This window comes from Hydrogenophaga sp. (genome assembly GCF_011390835.1).
In the GTDB taxonomy this organism is placed as follows: Bacteria; Pseudomonadota; Gammaproteobacteria; order Burkholderiales; family Burkholderiaceae_C; genus Hydrogenophaga.
The window spans coordinates 360,825-384,579 of record NZ_JAABRQ010000001.1; the positions used below are offsets into that span (position 1 = coordinate 360,825).

The 23,755-nt window shown below is 64.7% G+C and carries 23 protein-coding genes; 9 read left to right on the top strand and 14 right to left on the bottom strand.

The features are described from left to right. Window positions 1-2: 2 nt before the first annotated feature. A complete protein-coding gene (locus tag GPT34_RS01755; RefSeq protein ID WP_291008870.1) occupies window positions 3-1,889 on the bottom strand; it encodes an ABC transporter ATP-binding protein/permease in 1,887 nt (628 codons plus the stop codon). Between the two features lie 35 nt (window positions 1,890-1,924). Here GPT34_RS01755 and GPT34_RS01760 point away from each other — a divergent pair, with 35 nt between their 5' ends. Continuing rightward, window positions 1,925-2,359 carry an acyl-CoA thioesterase gene (locus tag GPT34_RS01760; RefSeq protein ID WP_291008873.1) on the top strand — a complete coding sequence of 145 codons (435 nt, stop codon included), beginning with the start codon at window positions 1,925-1,927 and terminating at the stop codon, window positions 2,357-2,359. Window positions 2,360-2,500: 141 nt separating this feature from the next. Here GPT34_RS01760 and GPT34_RS01765 read toward each other — a convergent pair whose 3' ends face one another. From GPT34_RS01765 to GPT34_RS01780, 4 genes are all read right to left on the bottom strand, one after another. Further along, complete coding sequence (locus GPT34_RS01765) at window positions 2,501-2,716, bottom strand: BON domain-containing protein (protein ID WP_291008876.1); 216 nt, start codon at window positions 2,714-2,716, stop codon at window positions 2,501-2,503. 199 nt (window positions 2,717-2,915) lie between these two features. Beyond that, window positions 2,916-3,710, bottom strand: coding sequence for a crotonase/enoyl-CoA hydratase family protein (locus GPT34_RS01770; protein ID WP_291008879.1), 795 nt, complete (start codon window positions 3,708-3,710; stop codon window positions 2,916-2,918). After that, window positions 3,707-4,084 carry a hypothetical protein gene (locus GPT34_RS01775; protein ID WP_291008882.1) on the bottom strand — a complete coding sequence of 126 codons (378 nt, stop codon included), beginning with the start codon at window positions 4,082-4,084 and terminating at the stop codon, window positions 3,707-3,709. Before GPT34_RS01775 ends, GPT34_RS01770 begins: the two co-directional genes overlap by 4 nt. After that, window positions 4,081-5,496, bottom strand: coding sequence for an acyclic terpene utilization AtuA family protein (locus tag GPT34_RS01780; protein WP_291008885.1), 1,416 nt, complete (start codon window positions 5,494-5,496; stop codon window positions 4,081-4,083). The genes GPT34_RS01775 and GPT34_RS01780 overlap by 4 nt, the downstream gene beginning before the upstream one ends. Window positions 5,497-5,655: 159 nt before the next feature. Here GPT34_RS01780 and GPT34_RS01785 point away from each other — a divergent pair, with 159 nt between their 5' ends. From GPT34_RS01785 to GPT34_RS01820, 8 genes are all read left to right on the top strand, one after another. Next, window positions 5,656-6,531 carry a branched-chain amino acid ABC transporter permease gene (locus GPT34_RS01785; RefSeq protein ID WP_291008888.1) on the top strand — a complete coding sequence of 292 codons (876 nt, stop codon included), beginning with the start codon at window positions 5,656-5,658 and terminating at the stop codon, window positions 6,529-6,531. Window positions 6,532-6,704: 173 nt separating this feature from the next. Next, complete coding sequence (locus tag GPT34_RS01790) at window positions 6,705-7,781, top strand: branched-chain amino acid ABC transporter permease (RefSeq protein ID WP_291008891.1); 1,077 nt, start codon at window positions 6,705-6,707, stop codon at window positions 7,779-7,781. Next, window positions 7,778-8,605, top strand: coding sequence for an ABC transporter ATP-binding protein (locus GPT34_RS01795; protein ID WP_291008894.1), 828 nt, complete (start codon window positions 7,778-7,780; stop codon window positions 8,603-8,605). Before GPT34_RS01790 ends, GPT34_RS01795 begins: the two co-directional genes overlap by 4 nt. 79 nt (window positions 8,606-8,684) lie before the next feature. Further along, window positions 8,685-9,473: an ABC transporter ATP-binding protein gene (locus GPT34_RS01800; protein WP_291008897.1), complete on the top strand. Its 789-nt coding sequence runs from the start codon at window positions 8,685-8,687 to the stop codon at window positions 9,471-9,473. A 135-nt stretch (window positions 9,474-9,608) separates the two neighbouring features. Further along, window positions 9,609-11,465 carry a long-chain fatty acid--CoA ligase gene (locus GPT34_RS01805; protein WP_291008899.1) on the top strand — a complete coding sequence of 619 codons (1,857 nt, stop codon included), beginning with the start codon at window positions 9,609-9,611 and terminating at the stop codon, window positions 11,463-11,465. 44 nt (window positions 11,466-11,509) lie between these two features. Beyond that, window positions 11,510-12,679, top strand: coding sequence for an ABC transporter substrate-binding protein (locus GPT34_RS01810; protein WP_291008902.1), 1,170 nt, complete (start codon window positions 11,510-11,512; stop codon window positions 12,677-12,679). A 101-nt stretch (window positions 12,680-12,780) separates the two neighbouring features. Continuing rightward, window positions 12,781-13,173 (top strand): DUF2784 domain-containing protein, encoded by a 393-nt coding sequence (locus GPT34_RS01815; RefSeq protein ID WP_291008905.1) that lies wholly within the window; start codon window positions 12,781-12,783, stop codon window positions 13,171-13,173. Between the two features lie 327 nt (window positions 13,174-13,500). Beyond that, window positions 13,501-13,872 carry a hypothetical protein gene (locus GPT34_RS01820; protein WP_291008908.1) on the top strand — a complete coding sequence of 124 codons (372 nt, stop codon included), beginning with the start codon at window positions 13,501-13,503 and terminating at the stop codon, window positions 13,870-13,872. A 427-nt stretch (window positions 13,873-14,299) separates the two neighbouring features. Here GPT34_RS01820 and GPT34_RS01825 read toward each other — a convergent pair whose 3' ends face one another. From GPT34_RS01825 to GPT34_RS01865, 9 genes are all read right to left on the bottom strand, one after another. Next, on the bottom strand, window positions 14,300-14,731 hold the full coding sequence (locus tag GPT34_RS01825; protein WP_291008911.1) for a signal peptide prediction: 432 nt from the start codon (window positions 14,729-14,731) through the stop codon (window positions 14,300-14,302). 8 nt (window positions 14,732-14,739) lie between these two features. Beyond that, window positions 14,740-15,234 carry a thioesterase family protein gene (locus GPT34_RS01830; RefSeq protein ID WP_291008914.1) on the bottom strand — a complete coding sequence of 165 codons (495 nt, stop codon included), beginning with the start codon at window positions 15,232-15,234 and terminating at the stop codon, window positions 14,740-14,742. Continuing rightward, entirely contained in the window at window positions 15,231-16,397 is a 1,167-nt protein-coding gene (locus tag GPT34_RS01835) for an acyl-CoA dehydrogenase family protein (protein WP_291008917.1), read from the bottom strand. The genes GPT34_RS01830 and GPT34_RS01835 overlap by 4 nt, the downstream gene beginning before the upstream one ends. A 9-nt stretch (window positions 16,398-16,406) precedes the next feature. Next, window positions 16,407-18,434, bottom strand: a complete 2,028-nt coding sequence (locus GPT34_RS01840) for a biotin carboxylase N-terminal domain-containing protein (protein ID WP_291008920.1) — start codon at window positions 18,432-18,434, stop codon at window positions 16,407-16,409. Then, the gene (locus GPT34_RS01845) at window positions 18,431-19,228 is read right to left on the bottom strand and encodes an enoyl-CoA hydratase-related protein (RefSeq protein ID WP_291008923.1); all 798 of its coding nucleotides are present in this window, start codon (window positions 19,226-19,228) and stop codon (window positions 18,431-18,433) included. Before GPT34_RS01845 ends, GPT34_RS01840 begins: the two co-directional genes overlap by 4 nt. A gap of 110 nt (window positions 19,229-19,338) precedes the next feature. Next, the gene (locus GPT34_RS01850; RefSeq protein WP_291008926.1) at window positions 19,339-20,514 is read right to left on the bottom strand and encodes an acyl-CoA dehydrogenase family protein; all 1,176 of its coding nucleotides are present in this window, start codon (window positions 20,512-20,514) and stop codon (window positions 19,339-19,341) included. Window positions 20,515-20,535: 21 nt separating this feature from the next. Next, on the bottom strand, window positions 20,536-22,146 hold the full coding sequence (locus tag GPT34_RS01855; RefSeq protein WP_291008929.1) for a carboxyl transferase domain-containing protein: 1,611 nt from the start codon (window positions 22,144-22,146) through the stop codon (window positions 20,536-20,538). Further along, window positions 22,143-23,048, bottom strand: a complete 906-nt coding sequence (locus GPT34_RS01860; protein WP_291008932.1) for an SDR family oxidoreductase — start codon at window positions 23,046-23,048, stop codon at window positions 22,143-22,145. Before GPT34_RS01860 ends, GPT34_RS01855 begins: the two co-directional genes overlap by 4 nt. Next, window positions 23,048-23,731, bottom strand: a complete 684-nt coding sequence (locus tag GPT34_RS01865) for a TetR/AcrR family transcriptional regulator (RefSeq protein WP_291008935.1) — start codon at window positions 23,729-23,731, stop codon at window positions 23,048-23,050. Before GPT34_RS01865 ends, GPT34_RS01860 begins: the two co-directional genes overlap by 1 nt. Window positions 23,732-23,755: the final 24 nt, after the last annotated feature.

Genomic DNA, 23,755 nt, shown 5'->3' on the forward strand with positions numbered 1-23,755 from the left:
ATTCAGTCGGACGCCGACTGCTGCAAAGCCCACATCTCCGCATAGACCCCGCCGCGCGACACCAGCTCCGAGTGCCGCCCACGTTCGACGATCTCGCCATTGACCAACACCAGGATTTCGTGCGCGTCCACCACGGTGGAGAGGCGGTGCGCAATCACCAGCGAGGTCTTGTTGCGCGCCGCGCTCTTCAGCTCGGCCTGAATCGCGCGTTCGTTGGCTGAGTCCAGTGCCGAGGTGGCTTCATCGAAGATCACGATCGGCGGGTTTTTCAGCAACGTGCGCGCGATGGCCACGCGCTGCTTCTCGCCGCCCGAGAGCTTGAGTCCACGCTCACCCACCGGGGTGGCATAGCCCTTGGGCAGGCGCTCGATGAAGCTGTGGATGTGGGCGGCCTGGGCAGCCGCCACGGCGGCATCGTGCCCGGCATCGGGACGGCCATAGAGGATGTTGTATTCGATGGTGTCGTTGAACAGCACCGTGTCCTGCGGCACGATGCCGATCGCCTGCCGCACGCTGGCCTGCGTGACATGGCGGATGTCCTGACCGGCGATGGTGATGCGCCCGGTGCCGTGAGGGCCACCCGCTTCGCCCGCCTGCTCATGGTTGCTCACGTCATAAAAGCGGTACAGCAGCCGAGCCAGCGTCGATTTGCCCGAGCCAGAAGGCCCGACCACGGCCACCGTCTTGCCCGCCGGAATCTCGAAGCTCACGCCGTGCAGGATCTCGCGCGCGGGCTCGTAGGCGAAGTGCACATTCTCGAAGCGCACGGGGGGCGGCCCGTCCAGCGCCAGATCGCTGGCGCCAGGCTGGTCGGCGATTTCGCGCTCTTTTTCCAGCAGCACGAACATCTTGTCCAGGTCGGTCAGGCTTTGCTTGATCTCGCGGTACAGCACGCCGAGGAAGCCCAGCGGAATGTAGAGCTGGATCATGAAGGCATTGATCATGACCAGGTCGCCCAGCGTGAGCTCTCCGGCCACCACGCCCTGGGTGGCGCGCCAGAGCATCAACACCAGGGCGGTGGCGATCACCAGCTGTTGCCCGGCATTGAGCATGGATAGCGTGGTCTGACTCTTGATGCGCGCGCGGCGCAGCTTTTCCAGCGCCTCGTCGTAGCGCCTCGCCTCGAAGGTCTCGTTGTTGAAGTACTTGACGGTCTCGTAGTTCAGCAACGAGTCGACGGCGCGGGTCTGGCTCACCGACTCCAGCTCGTTCATCTCGCGGCGGAAACGGGTGCGCCACTCGGTCACGATCACCGTGAAGGTGACGTAGAGCACCAGCGCCACCAGCGTGATCCAGACATAGCCCATGTCGAACTGCGTGCCCAGCAGCGCCAGCACCATGGTGACTTCGATCAGAGTGGGAACGATGCTGTAAAGGGAATACGAGATGAGTGACTGCACGCCACGCGTGCCGCGCTCGATGTCGCGCGTCATGCCACCAGTCTGTCGGTCGAGGTGAAAACGCAGACTCAACGCGTGCAGGTGGCCAAACACCTCCAGCGCGATGCTGCGGGTGGCGCCCTCGGTGGCCTTGGCGAACACCAGCTCGCGCAGCTCGGTGAAGATGGCGGTGGACAGGCGCAGGCCGCCGTAGGCCAGCAAAAGGCCCAGCGGCACCACCAGCAAGGCTTCCACACTGCCAGGCTTGATGGTCATCGCATCGACCAGCTGCTTGAGCAGCAGCGGCACACTCACGTTGGCCATCTTGGCCGCGACCATGAAACTCAGCGCGATCACCACGCGCCATTTGTATTGCCACAGGTAGGGAAGCAGGCGCCGCAGCGTGGCCCAGTCGGATCCACGGGCAGTGGCCGCCTGGCCGTTGGGCGAGGTGGCAGAAGCTGTGGCGTGGGGTAGGGAGGTGGCGGAAGAGGAGGAAGACGGGCGCATGCAGGACAATCGCAGTTTGCATCGAGATTGTGCCCATGTCCGTCGAATCAAGCTCCCCCTCCCAAAGTACCCTGCCCGTCGACCGGGAGCTGGTGCTCAAGGTCATTCCCATGCCCGCCGACTGCAACGCCAACGGCGACATCTTCGGTGGCTGGGTCATGGCACAGGTCGATCTCGCGGGCTCGGTACTCCCAGCGCGCTACGTGCAGGGGCGCATGGCAACGGTCGCGGTGAACCAGTTCGTGTTCAAGCACCCGGTGCGCGTGGGCGACATCCTGAGCTTCTTCGCGCACATCGAGCGCATCGGCAACACGTCGATCACGGTGCAGGTGGAGGTGTACGCCGAACGCTTCCGCGCCCAAGGTCAGTACGTCAAGGTCACCGAGGCCAGCCTGACCTACGTGGCGATCGACGACTCGGGCAAACCCCGCCCAGTGCCCAAAGGCAACCCGGTGGCGACCGGTCCATGAGTGGCCGCTGATCCGGGGTCAACACCGCGGTCGGCGCTCTGCCCCGCGTCAATTGAGGTCCCAAAGCAACAGAGCGCACCCTCCTGAAAGAAGGCGCGCTGTGGCAGCTTGGCGACGAGGGGGTGTCAGCCCCGCACAGGATCATCGCAGCAAGATGTCGTTCTTGACCTTCTGAACACCGATGACTTCGCTGGCCAGTTGCGCCGCGCGGCTGCGCTCGGCGCCGGTTTTCACGAAGCCGCTGACCACAGGCTCCTTGAGCAAGGCGGCCTTCACCTGGGTGGTGATGGCGGATTCGTCCACGTGCTCGCCCTTGCCTTCGCGGGTGGGCGTGGCGCCGCAGACCGCCAGTGCCATTACGGCGAGGCCGGAGAAAAAGAGTCGGATCAGGAGGGATCGGGTCAGGGTGTCTCCTTGCACAAGGGGTGAAGGCCCGGAATGCGCCCGGCGACCGGTCGATGTACCGACCCGATCTGGCTCAAACCTTGCAGACACCCACTCACGCTTGGCCCGGACCCGCCGCCGCCGCCAGAGGAGCGCGCAGCGTGCTCGGGATTCAGAAGCGCCCGTGGCGCCCCTGCCCGGCCGCGAACCGCACAGCGCCTTCGAGAGCATCGGAGATCCGCAACTTACCGCGCTGCCACTCCTGTTGCAGCGCATCGCCCAACGGCAAATCCCATTGGGCGTGCGCGCTTTCGCGGTCGGCGAGCATGGTGGCCTGTGGAAAGCCGGCGAGCTGCCGGGCCAGTGCCACGGCCGCTTCTCGGCCCTGGCCGGTGGGTACCACTCGGTTGGCCAGGCCCATCTGCAGCGCCTCGGCCGCCTCGACCTTGCGTCCGGTCAGGATGAGGTCCATCGCGTGGCCCATGCCGATCAGGCGCGGCAACCGCACCGTGCCGCCGTCGATCAGCGGCACACCAAAGCGCCGGCAGTAGATGCCGAAGTAGGCATCGGCCTCCATCACGCGCAGGTCGCACCAGAGGGCCAGCTCCATGCCGCCGGCCACCGCAGCGCCACTCACGGCGGCGATCACCGGTTTGCTCAAACGCAGGCGCGACGGACCCATGGGCCCCAGGGCACGGCTATCGTCGGTTTCGAAGTCCAGCCCCCTCAGAGCCTGGTCATTGCCCGATACCGCCAGGCGGGCGCCGTGCTGCAAATCCCACCCGGCACAGAAATGCCCGTGGGCGCCGTGGAACACCGCGACCCGCGCCTCTGCATCGTCCTCAAAGGCCAGAAAGGCGGCATACAGCGCCAACGCGGTTTCTCGATCGACCGCGTTGCGAACGGCCGGCCGCGCCAGCGTCACCACGTGGATGCCATCCAGACGCTCGACGGTGACTGCATTCATTCGGGCCACCAGCCCACGCGCGGGCCGCTCAAGGCGTGGTCCAGCTCAGTCTTCGTCACCTCGATCTCCATCCTCAGCAGCGCTCCGGCCATGGCCTTGCCCAGGTTGTCCAGCCGCAGGTTGCGCGCGCCACCGCCTTGCAGCGCGCCCTTGAGCACGAGCTTGATCGCGAGGATATTGGGCAAGGCCCAGAGCTCGACCTCACCCGCCAGCCAGGGAGCGAAGTGCGCCTGCACGCGCGCAGCGGTGACTTCGCGTTGCATGAGCCGGTAACCCTCGGCGTTCCAGGCAAACAGGCCGAAGTCCACCCAGTCGGCCTTGTCGCCGCTGCGGGCGTGGGCCAGGCGGGCGAGAGGAATGCGAAGGGCGCTCATGCTGGTGTCGGCGCCACGCCGTCCATCATGTCCACCTGGACACTGCTCTCCACCGCCGAGCACGGAACGAGCGTGGGCCAGATGCCGAGCAGCTCGCTGGTGTTGTGCAAGCCGTTGAAACCGCAGGTGTAGGCAGGGCCACTGAGCGCGAGCCAGGGAAACAGGCGGCCAAAGCCGTCCGCCGCGGCTTTCACCGGCGTGCGCAAGACCATGCGCGTCCAGACTTCGTTCAGGTCGTTGAGTGCGGCGACTTCGGGCAAGGGTGCCAGCGCGCCGTGCGCCGAATTCAGACCCGGGTACTCCACGAACAGCTCGTCGTGCGGGATGTGTTTGTCGCGCAGCATCGTGCGCACCGTGGCCTGTGCGGCCTGCGCCTTGTCCCAGGCGTCGGGCCAGGAAAAACCCCAGGTGACTTCCGCCTTGAAGCCGTCCCGAAACCCGGCCACCACCTTGAGCTGCTCACCTGGTGGCTGGCCGCGCGCCCCGGTGAGGCGCACGCGATCGTGGCCCTCGTCGTGCAAGGTGATGGAGCCCATGTCGAGCACCACATCGGGCGAGTGGTAAGCGTACGGGTTGTGCACCTCGTAAAGCAGTTGCTGGCGAACGGTGTCGAAGTTGACCCGCCCACCTGTAGCCGGCGCCTTGGTGATCAGCGCCGTACCGTCCTGGTAGACCTCGGCAATCGGGTAGCCGATGTGTGCCAGATCGGGAATGCGCTGCCAGTCCCCCTGACTGCCGAAATTGCCACCACTGCCCTGACCGGAGCACTCCAGCAGATGGCCAACAGTGAGACCTTGCGCCAGGCGGTCGAGGTCAATGGGCGTTCGCGCTCCCGCGAGCGTCCAGCCCAGGCTGTGCACGATCGGGCCAAGGAACAGGGCGGCATCAGCCACCCGACCGGTGATCACGATGTCGGCCCCGGCATCCAGCGCACGCACGATGGGTTCGGCGCCCAGGTAGGCATTGGCGAACACCAGCTGCTCCCGCACACCCGCCACCGGCTCGCCGGTGAACAGGTGGGCAAAGTCAGTAGCGGGCGCATCGGCTTGCAGCAACTGCGGCAACACGTCGTCGCCGCGCACCACCGCCACCCGGGCGCGCCAACCCTTGGTCATGAAGGCCGCGAGCAAAGCCTGCGCCGCACCAGCCGGGTTGAGTCCACCCGCGTTACAGACGAAGCGCACGCCCCGCTCGCGCATCAGCGGCCACAGCCGCAGCAGCATGGGCACCAGATCGCGCGCATACCCCAGGCCGGGATCGCGCTGCCGATCCTTTTGCAGGATGGCCAGCGTGAGTTCGGCCAGGTGATCGCTGGCGATGAACTGCACGCCACCGCGCTCGATGCTGGCCGCAACCGGCTCCCAGTTGTCACCGTAAAAGCCCAGGCCAGCGCCAATGCGTACCGATTGCATGTCTGGGACTATCGTTGGCACCTGCGCGACTCGCGATCGGGACAACCCCTAGCGCCAGTCTCATACAAGACAGCTATAAATTCAGGGGGTTACTAGCGCTACACGGTCTACAGCAGGAACGGCAGGCGCCACAAAGACAAAACGACAGGAGACACCCGCGTGCAATTGCTGCAACTGCTCATCGACGGCATCTCCCAAGGCTGCATCTACGGACTCATCGCCCTGGGCTTCGTGCTGATCTACAAGGCCACCGAAACGGTGAGTTTCGCCCAGGGCGATCTGATGATGGTCGGCGCTTTCGGCGGCCTGACCCTGATGACCTTCATGGGCCTTCCTTACTGGATTGCGGTGCCTGCCACCATCATCGGCATGGCCTTGTTTGGCGTGGGCGTAGAGCGGGTGGTGGTCCGTCCCATCCTGGGCCAGCCCGCGTTCTCCATCGTCATGCTCACCATCGGTGTGGGCTTTGTGCTGCGCGGCGTGATCACCATGATCCCCGACGTCGGAACCGACACCCACACACTGCCCGTGCCCTATGCCGGCGGCGTGCTGCGCTTCGGTGGTCTGGTGATCTCGGCCGAGCAGACGGTGGTGATCGCGTCCACCGCACTCCTCTGCGCGGCCCTCTACGCCATGTTTCGCTACAGCAAGCTAGGCATCGCGATGCAGGCGGCTTCGCAGAACCAGCTCGCCGCGTACTACATGGGCATCCCGGTGCAGCGGATCAACGGCCTCGTTTGGGGTCTGGCGGCGGCGGTGGCGGCCATCGCTGGCCTGCTGCTCGCACCCATCACCTTCGTGCACGCCAATATGGGTTTCATCGGTCTCAAGGCCTTTCCGGCCGCGGTGGTCGGCGGCTTCGGCAGCCTGCCCGGCGCCACCGTCGGCGGCCTGGTGATCGGTATCGTCGAGTCGGTGGCGGGCTTCTATTTGCCCGAAGGCTTCAAGGACATTGCACCCTATATCGTGGTGCTTCTCATGTTGGTGCTCAAGCCAAACGGCCTGTTTGGCGAAAAACTCCGGAAGAAAGTATGACCAGCTCGGCCCACCCCCGCGCCGCGCTTGCAGCGCGTCACCCCCTCAAGGGGGCGCCACTGGCGGCCCGGCAAAGCCGGTTCTGCGGTGGCCCGGGAATCAAACCCGCCCTCCGGACAACATGCCGGCAAAACCAGCTGCGCTGCAGCTTCTGACAAAAAGCATCGAACCACATGCGGTTTATTTTCAAGACTGACTACAACCAGGACATCAAGCTGGCCAAACACGGCGGCCATGTGTTCTGGTACGGGCTGCTGGTGCTGGGCCTGCTGGCCGCGCCCTGGCTGATCCAGGAATACTGGCTGGCGCAACTCACCTTTGTGCTGATTTACGCCATCGTCGGTCTGGGCCTGATGCTACTCGCCGGCTTCACCGGGCTGTTTTCGCTGGGGCATGCGGCCTTTCTCGGCGTGGGCGCCTACACCCAGGCCATCATGGTCAATGCCGGCATCCCGTTTCCGATTGCCATCGCTTGTGCGGGTCTGCTGTCGGCGGCGGTGGGCATGGTGGTCGGCCTGCCGGCCTTACGCGTCAAGGGCATTTACCTCGGCATGGCAACACTGGCGTTCGGCTTCATCGTCGAAGAAGGCATGGCGCGATGGGAGTCGGTGACCGGCGGCAACGCCGGCCTGATGGTGAACTACCCCGCCATGTTCGGCTGGACACTGGACACCACCAACGAGTTCTATTTTCTGTGTCTGGTGATCGCCATCGGCGCCACACTGGGCATCGCCAATCTGATGCGCTCCAGCACCGGGCGCGCGTTTGTGGCGATCCGCGACTCGGAGATTTCGGCGCAGAGCATGGGCATTCACCTGGCTTGGTACAAGACCCTGAGCTTCGCCATCTCCGCGGCGCTGGCCGGTATCGGCGGCGCCTTGTACGCGCACAAGATCCAGTTCCTCTCGCCCGAACAGTTCAGCATCATCCAGTCCATCGACCTGCTGCTGATGGTGGTGATCGGCGGGCTGGGCTCCATCCACGGCGCGTTCCTGGGCGCCATCTTCCTGATCGTGATGCCGCAGCTGATCGCCATTGGGAAAGACTTCTTGCCGACGGCCATCGGTCAGGCCGCTGGTCTGCAAGGCACGGTGTACGGCCTCATGCTGATCGCCTTCGTGCTGTTTGAGCCAATGGGCTTGTATGGCCGCTGGCTCAAGATCCGCACCTATTTCCAGCTGTTTCCGTTCTACCGCAAGGGTATGTTCAAGCGGCAAAAGAGCTTCCAGAAGTCGGACCGACTGAAATGACCCAGGACATTCTTCTTTCAGCAAAAAACATCAGCGTGCGCTTCGGCGGCGTGCTGGCGGTGAACAACGTGAGCTTCGATGTGAAGCGCGGCGAGGTGTTCACGCTGATCGGCCCCAACGGCGCCGGCAAGACCACGGTGTTCAACCTGATCAGTCGCATCTACACGCCAACCACGGGCAGCATCGACTTTGCTGGGCCGCAGGGCATGCTGCGACTCACCGAGCAACCGCCCCACCTGATCGCGGGACTGGGCATTGCGCGCACCTTCCAGAACATCGAGCTCTTTGAACACGCCACCGTGCTGCAAAACCTGCTGATCGGGCGCCACACCCACCGCCGCACCGGCCTGTGGAGTGAGATCTTCTTCAGCGCAAAGACCCGCGCCGCGGAGATCGAGGCGCGGGAAAAGGTGGAGCATGTGATCGAGCTGCTCGACCTGCAGCACCACCGCGAATCGATGGTAGCCGGCCTGCCCTACGGCGTGCGCAAGGTGGTGGAGCTGGCGCGCGCGCTGTGCACCGAGCCCCAGCTGCTGCTGCTGGACGAGCCGTCTTCTGGTTTGAACGTGGAGGAAACCGACGACATGGCGTTCTGGATCACCGACATCAAGAACGAACTTGGCATCACGGTGCTCATGGTTGAGCACGACATGAGCCTGGTGTCCAAGGTTTCCGACCGGGTGCTGGCCATGAGCATGGGCGAGGAGCTGGCCACCGGGTCACCGTCAGAAGTGCAGTCACATCCGGGCGTGATCGAAGCCTATCTCGGCTCGGTGGACGATGTGTCCAATCTGCGCCGCGAAAACCACAAGGTGGTGGCATGAGAAACGCAGGGCCGTCCCAAGTTTTGAACGCCCCCTTGGGGGACTGCGCATTAGGCGCGGCCAACAGCGTGGGGGCATCATGAGCGTGGCCACCACCGACGAGCCGGTGCTCAAGCTGCTCAACGTCGAGAGCGCCTACGGTCCCATCAAGGCCATACGAGGCGTGAGCCTGCAGGTGCGCCGCGGCGAGATCGCCACGGTGCTGGGCTCCAACGGCGCGGGCAAGACCACCATCCTCAAGACCATCAGTGGCATCATCGATCCGCGCAAAGGGTCGATCGATTTCAAGGGTGAGAACATCACCGCCAAGGATCCCGCCTTCATCGTGCAGCAAGGCCTGTCGCACGTGCCCGAAGGGCGCGAGGTGTTTCCGCTTCTCTCGGTGCGAGACAACCTCCTGATGGGCGCCTACACGCGCAAGGACCGCGATGGCGTGGGGCGTGACATGGAAGCGGTTTATGACTACTTCCCGATCCTGCGCGAGCGAGCCGCGCAGGACGCCGGTCTGCTCTCCGGGGGCCAGCAGCAGATGTTGTCGATCAGCCGTGCGCTGATGGCCAAACCCGACCTGATCCTGCTGGATGAGCCCAGCCTGGGTTTGTCGCCCAAGCTGACCAAGGAAATTTTCGAGATCGTGGTGCGCATCAACCGCGAACGCGGCACCACCATCCTGCTGGTCGAGCAGAACGCCAACATGGCGCTGAACGCTTCTGACTATGGCTATGTGCTGGAGAACGGCCGCATCGTCATGGAAGACACCTGCGCCCACCTGCGCGAGAAGGACGACATCAAGGAGTTCTACCTCGGCATGAAGGAAGAAGGCGTGCGCGCCGACCGGCGCTGGAAAAAGAAGAAGAACTGGAGGTAGATGTGACTCCCCCCCCAGCACTTCGCGCTACCCCCCAGGGGGCGGCACTTGCGGCCCGGCAAAGCCGGCTCCGCGGTGCCTTGGACCGCGTCTCTTCAAGAGAAACACATTTGGCTTCGGCGTTGGACATCTAGCATGAGCACTCTCTGGGATCTTTCCGGCATCCAGCCCAAAACAGAGATCGTCCTGCCTGGCGAGACCATTCCTGCCTTGTTCTGGAATGGCGTGAAAGCGCGCGGACCGCAGGTGTGGATGCGGCAGAAGGACTACGGCATCTGGCGCACCTGGAGCTGGGACCAGACGGGTGACGCCGTGCGGGAAATCGCCAACGGCTTGATCGCCCTCGGATTCGCCGAGCGCGAAACCGCTTCCATCCTCTCCAACACCACCATCGAATGGGTGCTGTGCGACCTGGCGGTGCTCAGCGCCAACGGTGTCTCCAATGGCATCTATCCCACCGACGCAGCGGAACAGGTGCAATACCTGTGCGAAGACTCGGGCACCACCGTGCTGTTTGTCGAAGACGACGAACAGCTGGACAAGGCGCTGACTGTGCGCGATCAGCTGCCGAAGCTGCGCAAGATCATTGTGGGCAACATGGAAGGCCTGCGCGACCTCGATGACCCGCAGGTGATGAGCCTGGACGCGCTGCGCGAGCTCGGCCGCGAGCATGCGCGCACCCACCCGCAGGCGCTGGAGGCGCGCATCGCAGCGAGCCGACCGGAGGATCTGGCAATTCTCGTTTACACCTCTGGGACCACCGGCCGACCTAAGGGCGCGATGCACAGCCACCAAGGGCTGGTCTACACGGTGCGCGGCTACAACACGCTGATTGCCCGCGACGAAAATGATGAGTGCATGTGTTTCCTACCTTTGTGTCACATCGCTGAGCGCATGGGCGGCGAGTATTTTTCACTCTACACCGGCGCCAAACTCAACTTCGTGGAGAACCCAGAGACCGTGCCCGAGAACGTGCGCGAAATCGCACCCACCGTGTTCACCGCAGTGCCGCGCGTGTGGGAGAAGTTCTATTCGGGGGTGATGATCACGCTCAAGGAAGCAGGTGCGCTGCAGCAGGCGGCCTATGCCTGGTCCATCGGGATTGGGCAGCGCGTGGCCGATCTGGTGATGGCCCAGCAACCGGTGCCGGGCTCGCTCAAGTTGCAGTTTCACGTGGCGCGGCTGCTGGTGCTCAACAACGTGCGCAAGCTGATCGGCATCCACCGTGCGCGCTTTCTCGTCACCGGCGCAGCGCCGATTTCGCCAGACCTGGTTCGCTGGTACCTGGCGCTGGGAGTGCCCATGCTGGAAGTCTGGGGCATGACAGAAACCTGTGGCGCCTCCACGGGCGTGCCGGTTGAACGCATCAAACCGGGCTCCATTGGCCCGGCCGCGCAATACAACGAAGTGCGGCTGGACCCGGTGACCAGTGAAATCCAGGTGCGCGGCAAAAACGTGTTCATGGGCTACCTGAACCTGCCGGAAAAAACCGCCGAGACCATCAGTGCCGATGGCTGGCTGCACACGGGCGATGTGGGCGTGGTCGATGAGGAAGGGTTTTTCCGCATCACCGACCGCATGAAAGACATCATCATCACCGCAGGCGGCAAGAACATCACACCCAGCGAGCTGGAGAACGAACTCAAGTTCTCGCCCTACGTGACCGACGCGGTCGTGATCGGCGACAAGCGCCCCTACCTCACCGTGATCATCATGATTGACCAGGAAAACGTGGAGAAATACGCGCAAGACAACGACGTGCCCTTCTCCAACTACGCCAGCCTGACCCGCGCGCCCGAGGTGCAGGAGCTGATCCAGAGCGAGATCGAGCGGGCCAACAAGAAGTTTGCGCGGGTCGAACAGATCAAGAAGTTCTTTCTGCTCGACACCCAGCTCTCGGCCGAAGACGAAGAACTCACCCCCACCATGAAACTCAAACGCCAGCTGGTGCAAAAGAAATACGCCGAACAGATTGACGCCATGTACCGCTGAGTACAGCGCACCTTTTCCCTTCACAACCACAGGAGACACAGTCCATGAAATTCCCATTGAGCCTGATCGGCGCTGCCCTGGCGCTCACCACCGGCGCAGCCCTTGCCCAATCCCAGGGCGTGACCAAGGACGAGATCGTGCTGGGCTCGATCCAGGACCTGTCCGGCCCCATCGCGGGCTTTGGCAAGCAGATCCGTCTGGGCATGATGCTGCGGGTGGACGAGGCCAACGAGCAGGGCGGCGTCAACGGCCGCAAGATCAAGCTGATCGTGGAAGACTCCAAGTACGACCCGCGCAATGCCGTGCTGGCCGCGCAGAAGCTGGTCAACCAGGACAAGATCTTCGCCATGATTGCCCACCTCGGTACTGCCACCAACATGGCCGCCATGCCAGTGCAGTTCCAGAAGAACGTGATCAACTTCTTCCCGGTGACGGCCGCGCGCCAGATGTACGAGCCGTTTCACAAACTCAAGTACGCCTATGCTGCCACCTACTACGATCAGATGAAGATCGCCGCACCCAGGCTGGTGAAGGAAAAGGGTGCCAAGAAGGTGTGTGCCATGTACCAGGACGACGAGTTCGGCCTGGAGGTGCTGCGCGGTGCCGAGGACGGGCTGAAGGCGGCGGGCATCGAAATGGCCGAGAAGACCTCCTACAAGCGCGGCGCCACCGACTTCTCCTCGCAGATGCAAAAGCTTGCGTCCGAGAAGTGCGATTTTGTCGTGCTCGGGACCATCATCCGCGAAACTATTGGCGGCATCGCCACCGCCAAGCGCCTCGGGTTTAACCCCACCTTCCTTGGTTCGAGCGCGGCCTACACCGACCTGATCCACAAGCTGGGCGGCCCGGCCATGGATGGCCTGTACGCAACCATGACGGTTGAGAACCCCTACACCGACTCGGCCACGCAGCCGATCCGGTTCTGGGCCAACAAGTACCAGACCAAGTTCAACGAAGACCCCACGGTGTTCTCGGTCTACGGCTACAACGCCATTGACGCTTTCCTGACAGCGGCCAGCAAAGCTGGCAAGAACCTGACGACGGACAGCTTCATCAAGGTCATGGACACCATGAAGTACCCACCCGACATCTTCGGCAGCTCTGAGATGACTTTCAGCCCGACCAAACGCTTGGGCAGTGATTCAGTTCGCATGTCGCAACTGCAGAACACGCGTTGGAAAGTCGTATCGGAGTACATGCACATCGGCAAGTAAAGGGCGGCCTGCTTCTGCGGGCCTGTCACTCAAGCCGCCTCGCCCTGTGCGACGGCGGCTTTTTCTTTGACCCGGGCCACCACCTGCGCCAACATGCGTCCATGAACGCCGCCACCGCCGCTTTCCTGGCCGACGCCCTGCTCACCTTGCATGTGGGCGTGGTGCTGTTCGTGGTCGGCTTGCTGCCGCTGATTCTGATCGGTGGTGCCCTGGGCTGGCGCTGGGTGCGCCATGTTGGCCTGCGCCTCACCCACCTGGCCCTGATGGTCTTCATCGCCGCCCAGACCTGGCTCGGTCAGCTGTGCCCTCTGACCCTGTGGGAACAAGACCTTCGCCGCCTCGCGGGCGAGACGGCTTACCGCGAAAGCTTCATCGAACACTGGCTCTCGCGCCTGCTGTATTGGGAGGCACCGTGGTGGGTGTTCGTGGCGGCGTACACGGGGTTTGCGGTGCTGGTGGGGACGGCCTGGTGGTGGGTTAGGCCCAGGCGATGAACAAGGCGGAGGCTAGCGAATACTGCTTTCGGCCAACAGCAGCTGGTACGCAAGAGGAAAAGCAGTCGCTCAAGATATGAATTCAGCCGCAGGCCATCGGATGGAATTAGGGGTTGGCATCTGGACGTGTAGGGCCCCCAAGAAGAAGAAATCTCATCCACCTGGTGGATGCGCAAAAGCTGGTGGAGTGAGAGAATCCGAGCCGGTTTTCCAGCCCGACGGATCGGAGGCGGGTCTTGGTCGCCTCACCCGACTCGTTTGACTGAAGAAAACAGACGCGCACTCATTGCTCTGGAGTGCATTCATGTCACCACTGTAGGAGATGCAATGTTCAAGCACCTGTTGACCAGCGCCGTAGTCCTCATGTTGTCTCTTGGAGCATTTGCACAGGAATTTCCTGCTGCAGCAAGCACACCAAAGAAAGGCGAGATCCAGGCACACCTAGCAGACAAAGTTTTCGCCGTGGCACTTGCAAACGGGCAGACTTGGCGGTTGGACTTCAAAAAGAATGGCTATTTCTTTATTGATACGAGTACAGGGTTCAATGGGAAAGGCGAATGGAACTCTGAGGATGGCAAGCTGTGCTCAAAATTGACGGGTAGAGACAGAGACTTCTCCTGCGCCGATGCGCGCATGCATGAAGGCGTCATACACATTCGCCGGGCTGACGGGGAGATCATCCGTTACGTCTCCAAGTGACGCTGTACTGAGGCAAAGCTCAAGGGTAGCCCCCCCAGTTGCCCCAGTCCACGAAAGTAGAACGGTTACGCAGCCATGGCCAGATGCCGCTCTGGGCCGAAAGCACCATGTCATCTTCGGCAAGAGCAGTCGTTTCAATGACCTAGGCTGACCGGCCTCGGTCGAGCAACCGGTCTAGGTGGCCGAGCGGTCGCTTGAGGTCTAGTTCTGCGAATGTCCGGTTGAGGTACTGGCGGACGTGCGTGCGATAGACGATTGCATCGAAAACTGGAAGATCAGCCATTCTCGGCAGCATGGCGCGCAGTCGAGATCACCGCACGGTCCCGGCCTTGTCCCCTGGCTTCCCAAAACGTTTCTCCGTCGAGGGACTGACAGACCGCACTGCGGAAAACGCAAGAAAGGCGCTTAGGGCGTCGAAACCGGCCAATCAACGCCCATCAGCCCGCCGCGCCTCGACCTCGAATGGGTTGTCCCAGTAGGCATCGCGGCCACACAGCCACTGCCAGAGGCTGGAGCCGAGGTAGGCGGGCAAGAATAAGGGGCCCCAGCGCTCGTACTGCGCCACGTGCACCCGCTCGTGGACCCGCCACTGGTCCAGCGATGCTTGATCGACCGCCAGGACTACATGCCCCAGCGTGATGGCGCCAAACGGAAGCCGCCATGGACTCAGGCGCGTGGGTTGGGCGGACGCTTTCAGCGCAAGCTCCAGCACACCGTCGACCTGCCGCGGGCGAGCTCCACCCAGCCACCAGATCGAACCCAGCACCAGACCCAGCAAGGTGTTGGGCGACGCCCAGGCCAGTCGCAGTGCCCGCACCAGGCGGGGCGTGCTTGCCGGCGAAGCCGGTGTGCGAGCCATCGCCGCGCTCAGGAAACGATGTAAGCGCCCGAGCCGGTGGACAGCAGCTTGCCGTCCGCGGCCAGGAACTCCATGCGGGTGGAGGCCACGCGCGAGCCCAGGCGCATGACCTCGGCGCGCAGTTCGAAGTGGTCGCTGATGGCGGGGCGCAGGTAGTCGATGCGCAAGTCGATGGTGCCGAGTTTGCCGAAGCGATGCAGGCGCTGCTGGGGGGGTTCGTTCATGTGGCGCGCGCCGATCGCTGCCATGCAGGCCAGGCCACCCATGGCGTCCAGGCAGGCGCTGATGACGCCGCCGTGGATGCGGTTGTGGCTGTAGTGACCAACCAGCTCGGGCTTCATGTTGATGCGGGCCGTCACCTTGTCGGGCGTGATAGCGGTGATCTTCAGGCCCAGCACCTGGTTGAACACGATCTTTTCTTCAAACAGCTGTTTGAGCGCGTCGACAAACTCGGTCTCGAATGCGTCGGGGTTGGATGGTGTGGTCGCGATGGTTGGGGTCATAGGTTCCATTGTCGTGCGGCAAGTTCTTTCATGATTTCTTCAGCGCCGCCACCAATCATCATGACCTTCACCTCGCGGTACACGCGCTCGCTCACGGTGCCGCGCATGAAGCCCATGCCGCCCAGCATCTGTACCGCCGCGTCGGCGCAAAACTGCATGGTCTGGGTGGCGTAGTTTTTCAGCAGGCAGACGTTGGCGACCCAGTCCGGGCTGGTGTCACCGGCGTCCACGCGCGCACCCAACGCGTCCACCCAGGCCTGGGTGGACTGGATGCGCATCTGCATGTCCATGAGCTTGTGGCGGACCACCTGGCGTTCGATCAATAGCGCACCGAAGGTCTGGCGCTGCCGCACCCAGTCCAGCGCCTCGTCATAGCAGGCCTGTGCGAAGCCCAGGGCGATCGCGCTCATGGCCAGGCGCTCGCCATTGAAGTTGGCCATGATCATGCGAAAACCCGCGCCCTCCTCGCCCAGTCGCAGACTAACCGGCACCCTCACGTTGTCAAACCGCAGGTGGGCCGTGTCGGAGCACAGCCAGCCCATCTTGTCGAGCCGGGTGCGCGAGATGCCCGGCGTGTCGCAGGGCACGAGCAGCAAAGAGATACCCGTTGCGCCCTTGCTTTGTTCACCGGTTCTCACCGCGAGCGTGAGCCAATCGCAGCGCATGCCGGAGGTGATGAACACCTTTTCACCATTCACCACGTAATGGTCGCCATCGAGTCGGGCGGTGGTGCGCAGGCTGGCCACATCCGATCCGCCACCAGGCTCGGTGATGCCCAGCGCCGCAATCGCTTCACCGCGCAGCACAGCCGGCACCACCCGGGCCTGCAGCTCGGCGGTGCCATGCGCCATCAGCGGCGGCAAGCCGATGTTGTGCGAAAACAGGCTGGCCATGAAGCCGCCGCTGCCTCCCACGCGCGACAGCGTCTGCATCACCGCGTTGCGCACCGACCAGGGCGCCGGCGTGCCGCCCAGCGCTTCCGGGTAGCCCAGGCCCAGCAGGCCCAGGTCCGCCGCCTGGCGGTAGATGTCCCGCGGGAACTCGCCAGCGGCCTCCCAGGCGGGCACTTGGGGTGCCACCACCTCGCGTGCAAAACGCTCCACCATCGCCAGCAGCGCGCGCTGGTCTTCGGCGGTGAATGCAGGTGTGTCGGTTGGGGTCATGGAGCGGCCTCAGTGGTCGAGTCGCAGCAGCAATTGCCCGGGCGCCACCTGCGCGCCTGCGACCACCAACACCTCGGCCACCACGCCATCGCGCGGCGCGGCCAGGGTGTGCTCCAGCTTCATGGATTCGATCACCAGCAGCGGTTCGCCACGCGCCACCTGCTGACCAGCGGCTGCGTGCACCGCGAGCAGCTTGCCGTTGAACGGCGCGCGCAGCTCCCGGTGGGCATGCTCTGCACCACCCGCGACGGCAGGCGCGTGGCTCAGGTCCGTCAGCCACACCTCCCGCTCCGCAAGCTGCACGTGCCAGCGCCGATCGTCCGCCAGCACCGCATGGGTCCAGACGTCCACGCCATCCAGCGTGACGCGCCGGCCCGACGCGCCGCCGGCCTGAACCGTGGCCAGATGCACCGATCCGTCTTCCGCGGTGAGCCGCACCTGGCCTGCACCGAGCTCCAGCACCGACCCCACCGTGATCTCGCCATCGGCCCAGGCCAGGCGCAGCGAGCGCGGATACGGGCAAGGCAATGCAGGTGCTGGGTTTGCGTGGTCAAAACACACAGCCAGCGCAGCAGCCGCGCGCAAGGCTGGATCGCGCAGCGCCAGGCCTTCGCGCAGCTCGTCACCGTGTTGGGCGAGAAAGTCGATGCGCGCGTGGCCGGCGCGAAAAACCGGGTGTTGCAGGCAGGCCGCGAGCAAGGCGCGGTTGGTTTGCAGCCCAAGCACGCGGGTGTCGCGCAAGCCCTGCAGCAGGCGGTCAATCGCCGCTTCCCGTGTGGCAGCGTGGGCAATCAGCTTGCCCAGCATGGCGTCGTAATGCGGCGTGACCAACGCGCCCGAGGCCAGTGCGTGATCAAAACGCAGGCCGTAGCTCTCGGCCGGTGCATGCAGCTGACGCACCTCACCGGTGTGCGGCGTGAAATGATCGTCTTCGGCGCACAGGCGTACCTCGATGGCGTGACCATGGAACTGCACCTGCTCTTGCGCCCATGACAGCGGTTCGCCCCGCGCCACGCGCAGCTGCCACTCGACCAGATCCAGCCCGGTCAACATTTCAGTGACAGGATGCTCGACCTGAAGGCGCGTGTTCATCTCCATCAAATAAAAGCTCGCCCCCACGCTCCGCCGCTCTGCGGGTCGCTGCCCCCCGAGGGGGTGCGTTTCGCCTTGGGGCGGCCCGGCGGCGAAACCTGGCCCTTCCTCGTCAAGCAGAAACTCCACCGTCCCTGCCCCCACGTAGCCCGCGGCCTGCGCCAGCGCCACGGCGCAGCGGCCCAGCTCGGCGCGCAGCTCGGGCGACACCGCCGGGCTGGGCGACTCTTCGATGATCTTCTGATGCCGCCGCTGCACCGAGCAGTCCCGCTCGCCCAGGTGGATGCAATGGCCATGGGCGTCGGCAAACACCTGCACCTCCACATGGCGCGGGCGCAGCAGCGCGCGCTCCAGCAGCAGTTCGCCACAGCCAAAACCCGAAAGGGCTTCCGACCGCGCGCTCTTGAGCGCAGGCAGCAACTGCGTCCACTCGGTCACCAGCCGCATGCCGCGACCACCGCCACCCGCCACTGCCTTCACCATCAGCGGCAGGCCGATGCGCTGCGCCTCGGCTTGCAGGCGGTCATCGTCTTGCGCCTCACCGTGGTAACCCGGCAGACAGGGCACGCCGTGCGCCAGCGCCAATTGCTTGGCGGCGGCCTTGCTGCCCAGCGCCCGGATGGCCGAGGCCGGCGGACCGACCCAGATCAGGCCAGCTTCCGTGACCGCCTGAGCGAAGTCGGCACTCTCGCTCAGGAAGCCGTAGCCCGGGTGCACCGCGTCCGCTCCGCTCACGCGCGCCGCGTGGAGCAGCTTGTCGATGCGCAGATAGGTGTCTGCTGAGGCGTTGCCTTGCAGCGCCACCGCTGATCCGGCTTCCCGCACGTGCAAGGCATCCAGGTCCACATCCGAGTACACCGCCACCGTGTCGATGCCCATGGCGTGGGCGGTTCGGATCACGCGGCGGGCGATCTCCGAGCGGTTCGCGATCAGCAGCTTCTTCATGGCTTGCCGTCATCCACCCAGGGCGCGGGTTTCTTCCTGGCAAACGCGGCCAGGCCATCCTTGGCCTCGGGGCTGCGCAAGGCGGCGGCAAAAGCGATGGCGGCTTCGTCGCGCAGATCAGGTGCGCGGTCTCGCAGGCGCTGCAAAAGGTGCTTGGTGCTGGCCACCGCACCGGGCGCGGCGCGGCGCAGACGTTGCAAGCGGTCTTCCAGCGCGGAGGCCAGATCGCCGTCGGTCAGCTCGTCCACCAGACCCAAGACCAGCGCCGCCTCGGCCTTGAAACTCAGGCCTTGCAGCAGACACTGCCTCGCCACCCGGTCGCCCAGCCGCGCCGACACAAAGGGCGCGATCTGCGCTGGCGGCAGGCCCAGGGTGACCTCGGGCGTGCCGAACACCGAACGCTCGGTGGCGATCACATGGTCGGCACAGCACACCAGCCCAAAACCGCCCCCCATCGCCGCGCCGTCCACAGCGCACACCAGCAACTGGGGCAGCTCACACAGCGTGTGCAGCACATCGCCAAACGCCCGGTTGGCCGCCACCAGCGGATCGCTCTCGCCCGGGGCCAGGGGCTGGCCGATGGCGCTGGAAAAATGGCCCAGACTGCCCCCCGCACAAAACGCACCGCTCGCGCCGGTGAGCACGATCAGGCGCAGCGACTCGTCTTGCTTGGCGCGCAGGCAGGCTTCAAACAGCGCCACCACCATCGCATCGCTCAAGGCGTTGCGCGTGGCCGGATCGCTGAGCGTCCAGCGCTCGGTGTCGCCGGTTCGTTCGATCAAAAGTTCAGCCATGTCTTCTTCCCTTTCAGCGTTAGGTAACCGGCGCGCGGCGTCTTTTTCAGCGGTCGCCGCCGATCCGGCTCCGCCGGTCGCAGGCGACGTCCCCCTGGGAGGAAGGCGCGTCAGCGGCGCAGGTGGGTCTTCTGTATGCCCATCGTCTTCGCCAAAATGCCCAGCATCACCTCGTCAGCCCCACCGCCGATGGAAGCCAGGCGCCCATCCCGAAACATGCGCGAGACCTTGTTTTCCCAGGTGAAGCCCATGCCACCCCAGAACTGCAGGCAAGTGTCTGGCACCAGGCGGTTGAGTCGGCCGGCCTTGAGCTTGGCCATGGTGGCCCACTCGGTCACATCTTCGCCCGCCACGTAGTGCTCACAGGCCTGGTAGGTGAGCGCGCGCAGCGTCTCCACCTCGGTCTTCATCTCGGCCAACTTGAACTGCACCCACTGCTGGTCGGCCAACGTCGCGCCAAAGAGCTTGCGCTCTTGCGCCCACTCCACCGTCCACTGGATGCAGTTGGAGAGGCTCTGGATACAGCTGGCCGCAGCCCACAGCCGCTCTTCCTGGAACTGCTGCATCTGGTAGATGAAGCCTGCGCCTTCCTGCCCAATGCGGTAGCGCTGCGGCACCCGAACCTCGTCGAAATAGATTAGCCCGGTATCGCTGCTGTTCATACCAATCTTGCGGATCTTCTGGCCCACTTCGATGCCCTTGAGCAGCTGGCCGTTTTCGCGCATCGGCACCATGACCAGGCTTTTGTTTTTGTGCGCCGGGCCTTCGCTGGTGTTGACCAGCATGCACATCCAGTCGGCCTGCAGGCTGTTGGTGATCCACATCTTCTGGCCCGAGATCACATAGTCATCGCCGTCCTTGCGCGCCACGCTCTTGATGCCCGAGACATCGCTGCCGGCGCTGGGCTCGGAGACCCCGATGCAGCCCACCATGTCGCCCGCGATGGCTGGCGCCAGGAACTGCTCACACAGCTCAGGGCTGCCGAAGCGCGCGAGTGCAGGCGAACACATGTCGGTCTGCACACCGATGGCCATGGGGATGCCACCACAGTGGATATGACCCAGCGCCTCGGCCATGGCCACGCTGTAGGAATAGTCCAGCCCCGCGCCGCCATAGGCCTCGGGCTTGGTCAGACCGAGCAGGCCGAGCTGGCCCATCTGCTTGAACACTTCGTGCGCCGGGAAGATTTCGGCCGCCTCCCATTCATCCACATGGGGATTGATCTGCTCGTCGATGAAGCGCTTGAGCGTGTTCTGGATTTCGCGGTGTTCGTGCGTGAATTGCATCTGGATCTCCAATGAAGGGTGCTACATGCGGGCGACCGAAAACTGCATCGACCTCGGTTGCCGCGCAGCGGCCTCAGCGCAGGTGTCGAGGCACAGGCTGAGCACCGCGCGGGTGTCGCGCGGATCGATCACGCCGTCGTCCAGCACCAGACCGCTGGTAAAAAAGGCGTCGGACTGGTCGTCAAATACTTTCACGATCTGGTCAAACTGCGCCTGCCTCTGCTCTGGATCGGGCGTGATGCCTCTGCGCTTCATGCCCGCCTCGGCCACGATCTGCATGGTTCGCGCGGCCTGTTCGCCGCCCATCACCGCGGTCTTGGCGTTGGGCCAGCTGAACAGGAAGCGCGGCGCGTAACCGCGCCCACACATGCCGTAGTTGCCTGCGCCAAACGAGGCACCGCACTGGATGGTGATCTGCGGCACATTGGCGCTGGTCACGGCCTGGATCATCTTGCTGCCGTGCTTGATCATGCCGGCCTGCTCGCTGTCCTTGCCGACCATGTAGCCGGTGGTGTTCTGCAGGTAGATCAACGGATGCCCCAGCTGGCACATACACTGAATGAAGTGCGTGGCCTTGTTGGCGCCGGCCACATCGATCGGGCCGTTGTTGCTGACAATGCCCACCGCGTGGCCGCCGATGCGCGCCTGCACACACAGCGTGGCTGCGCCATACAGCGGCTTGAATTCGAGCAGCTCTGAAGCATCGACCAGGCGCGCCACGATTTCTCGCATGTCCACCGGCTCGCGGTGGTGGGGTGGCATGAGAGCCAGCAGATCGTCGGCAGGCAGCGCTGGCGATGGCGCGGCGGCGCGCGCGGGCAGTGCCCAACCGGTGCGTTGAACCACCTCGCGCGCGATGCCCAGCGCCTGCCGGTCGTCTTCGGCGAGGTACTCGCCCAGGCCCGAGACGCTGGTGTGCATCTCGGCACCACCCAGTTCCTCTTCGGTGGCCACCTCGCCCGTGGCCGCCATCAGCAGCGGCGGGCCAGCGAGGAAAGCGCGGGACCGGCTGCGCACCATGATGACCACGTCGGAAAGCCCCGGCATGTAGGCACCGCCCGCCGTGCCCGAGCCGTGTTGCACTGTGATCACCGGCAGGCCGGCGGCCGACAGGCGCGCCAGGTTCCGGAACAGCGAGCCGCCGAGCACAAAACCCTCCACCCGGTATTTGGTGAGGTTGGCGCCCGCACTTTCCACCAGGTGCACGAACGGCAGCTTGTTTTCCAGCGCCATCTCCTGCACCCGCAAAATCTTCTCCAGCCCGCGAGGCTGGATGGCGCCGGCCTCGATGCCCGAATCGCTGGCCACCACCATGCAACGCACACCGGCGACAAAACCAATGCCCGCCAGGATGCCGCCACCGGGCACCGAGCGCTCAGGGTCTTTCGTGTCCTGCAAATACCCCGCCAGCGAACACAACAGCAAAAACGGCGCGCCGGGATCGAGCAACAGGCCGATGCGCTCGCGCGGCAGCAACTGGCCGCGCTTGTCGAACACCGGCCTGGATCGGGCCGAGGCCTGGGCGGCGCGGTCTTCCAGCGCGCGCAGCTGGGCAATGCGCGCCAGCATGGCTGCGCGGCGCTCCTCCGCCACCGCACTCTGGGCGTTGAACGCAGATTCGAACCGGCTCATGAAAACACCTTGGGCGTGACCGCGCGATGGAAGCCGTCAAACGGTTTCACCGCGTCGCGCGCCTGGGCCTCCGCGCTCGCCGGCACCTGGCCCCAGCCCATGCGCACCTGGGGCCGCGCGCCGTCCACCCGCAGCACCGAGCCGCTGATAAAGCTGGCCGCGGGCGAGAGCAGGAACACGATGGCGGCCGATGTTTCGGCCTCGTTGCCGAAGCGCCCGGCCGGCACGGTGTCGCGCATCGCGCGCAACTGGGGGCCGGCTTCAGCGGGGTAGTGGTCCATGCCGCTGGACGCGATGTAGCCCGGCGCCACCGCGTTCACCCGCACGCCACTTTTGGCCCACTCCAGCGCGGCAGTTTCGGTGAAGCTCACCATGCCGGCACGGGCAGCGCCGCTGTGGCCCATGCCTGGCATGGAACCCCACATGTCGGCCACGATGTTGACCACCACACCGCCTCGCGCCTGCATGGTTTGCAGGTAACACTCGCGCGCCACCAGGAAGCCGCCGGTGAGGTTGGTGTCGATCACCGCCTGCCAGCCTTTGGCGCTGATCTTTTCCAGCGGCGTCATGAACTGGCCGCCAGCGTTGTTCACCAGGCCGTCGATGCGGCCGTGCGCGGCCAGCACCGCCGCCACCATGGCACGCACCGTGTCTTCCTGGCGGATTTCGCACACCTGCACACTCGCGCGCCCACCATCCGCTTCGATTTCGGCCAGGGTGGTCTGCAGTTTGTCGGGGTTGCGCCCCACGAGCACCACGGTTGCGCCCAGGCTGGCGAGCTCGTGCGCCGTGCAGCGCCCGATGCCCGAGCCGCCGCCGGTGATGACAATCACCCGGCCCGCAAACAGGTCAGCAGCGAACACCGATCGGTAGCGCGCCGCGGGCAACAGAGCATCGTTCATCAGGCCGCCTTCAGAAACAGTTGCAGGGCTGTGTGGGTGAGGTCATCGAGCGTGGCGCGGCGCCGCCGCTTGCCCGCGCCCGGCGGCTGGTACCACTGCACAGTCCAGTTCAGCGCGCCAAACACCATCAGGCGCACCAGCGCCGGATCGCCTGCGAGCTGGCCGTCGGCGTGCAGCGCGGTCAACACCGGTACCCACGCGGCTTCGTACGCATCTTTGAGTGCGGTGATGGCCACCGCCTGGTCTGCATCCAGCCGGCGCCACTCGTACAGCATGACGGGAATGAAATCGCTGTCGGGGCCGAGCAGCACCTCGAAGTGGTTGCGGACCAGCGCGGCCAGCCGTTCGCGCGGCGAGGCGCCTTCGGGCAGGGCCGCCAGCGCGGTGTTCTGGCGCTGAATGGCGCTGCGCATGCCTTCCTGCATCACCGCGGCCAGCAGCGCCTGTTTGTTCTCGAAGTGGTAGAAAGGCGAGCCCGATCGCATGCCAGCGGCGCTGGCGATGTCGCGCGTGCTGCTGGCGTCAAAGCCGCGCTGGCGAAACAGTCGGGCGGCGGCGTCCAGCACCTCGCGCCGGCGATTGCCATCGTCGCGCTCTTCGGCGGTCTTGCGCGGTCGGCCGCGCGGTCGCGGTCGCACCAAGGCCGCGGGGGGCATTTCGTCAACAGGGCTGGCGCTGGTCATGTAGCGGGACGATAGCAGGCCGGT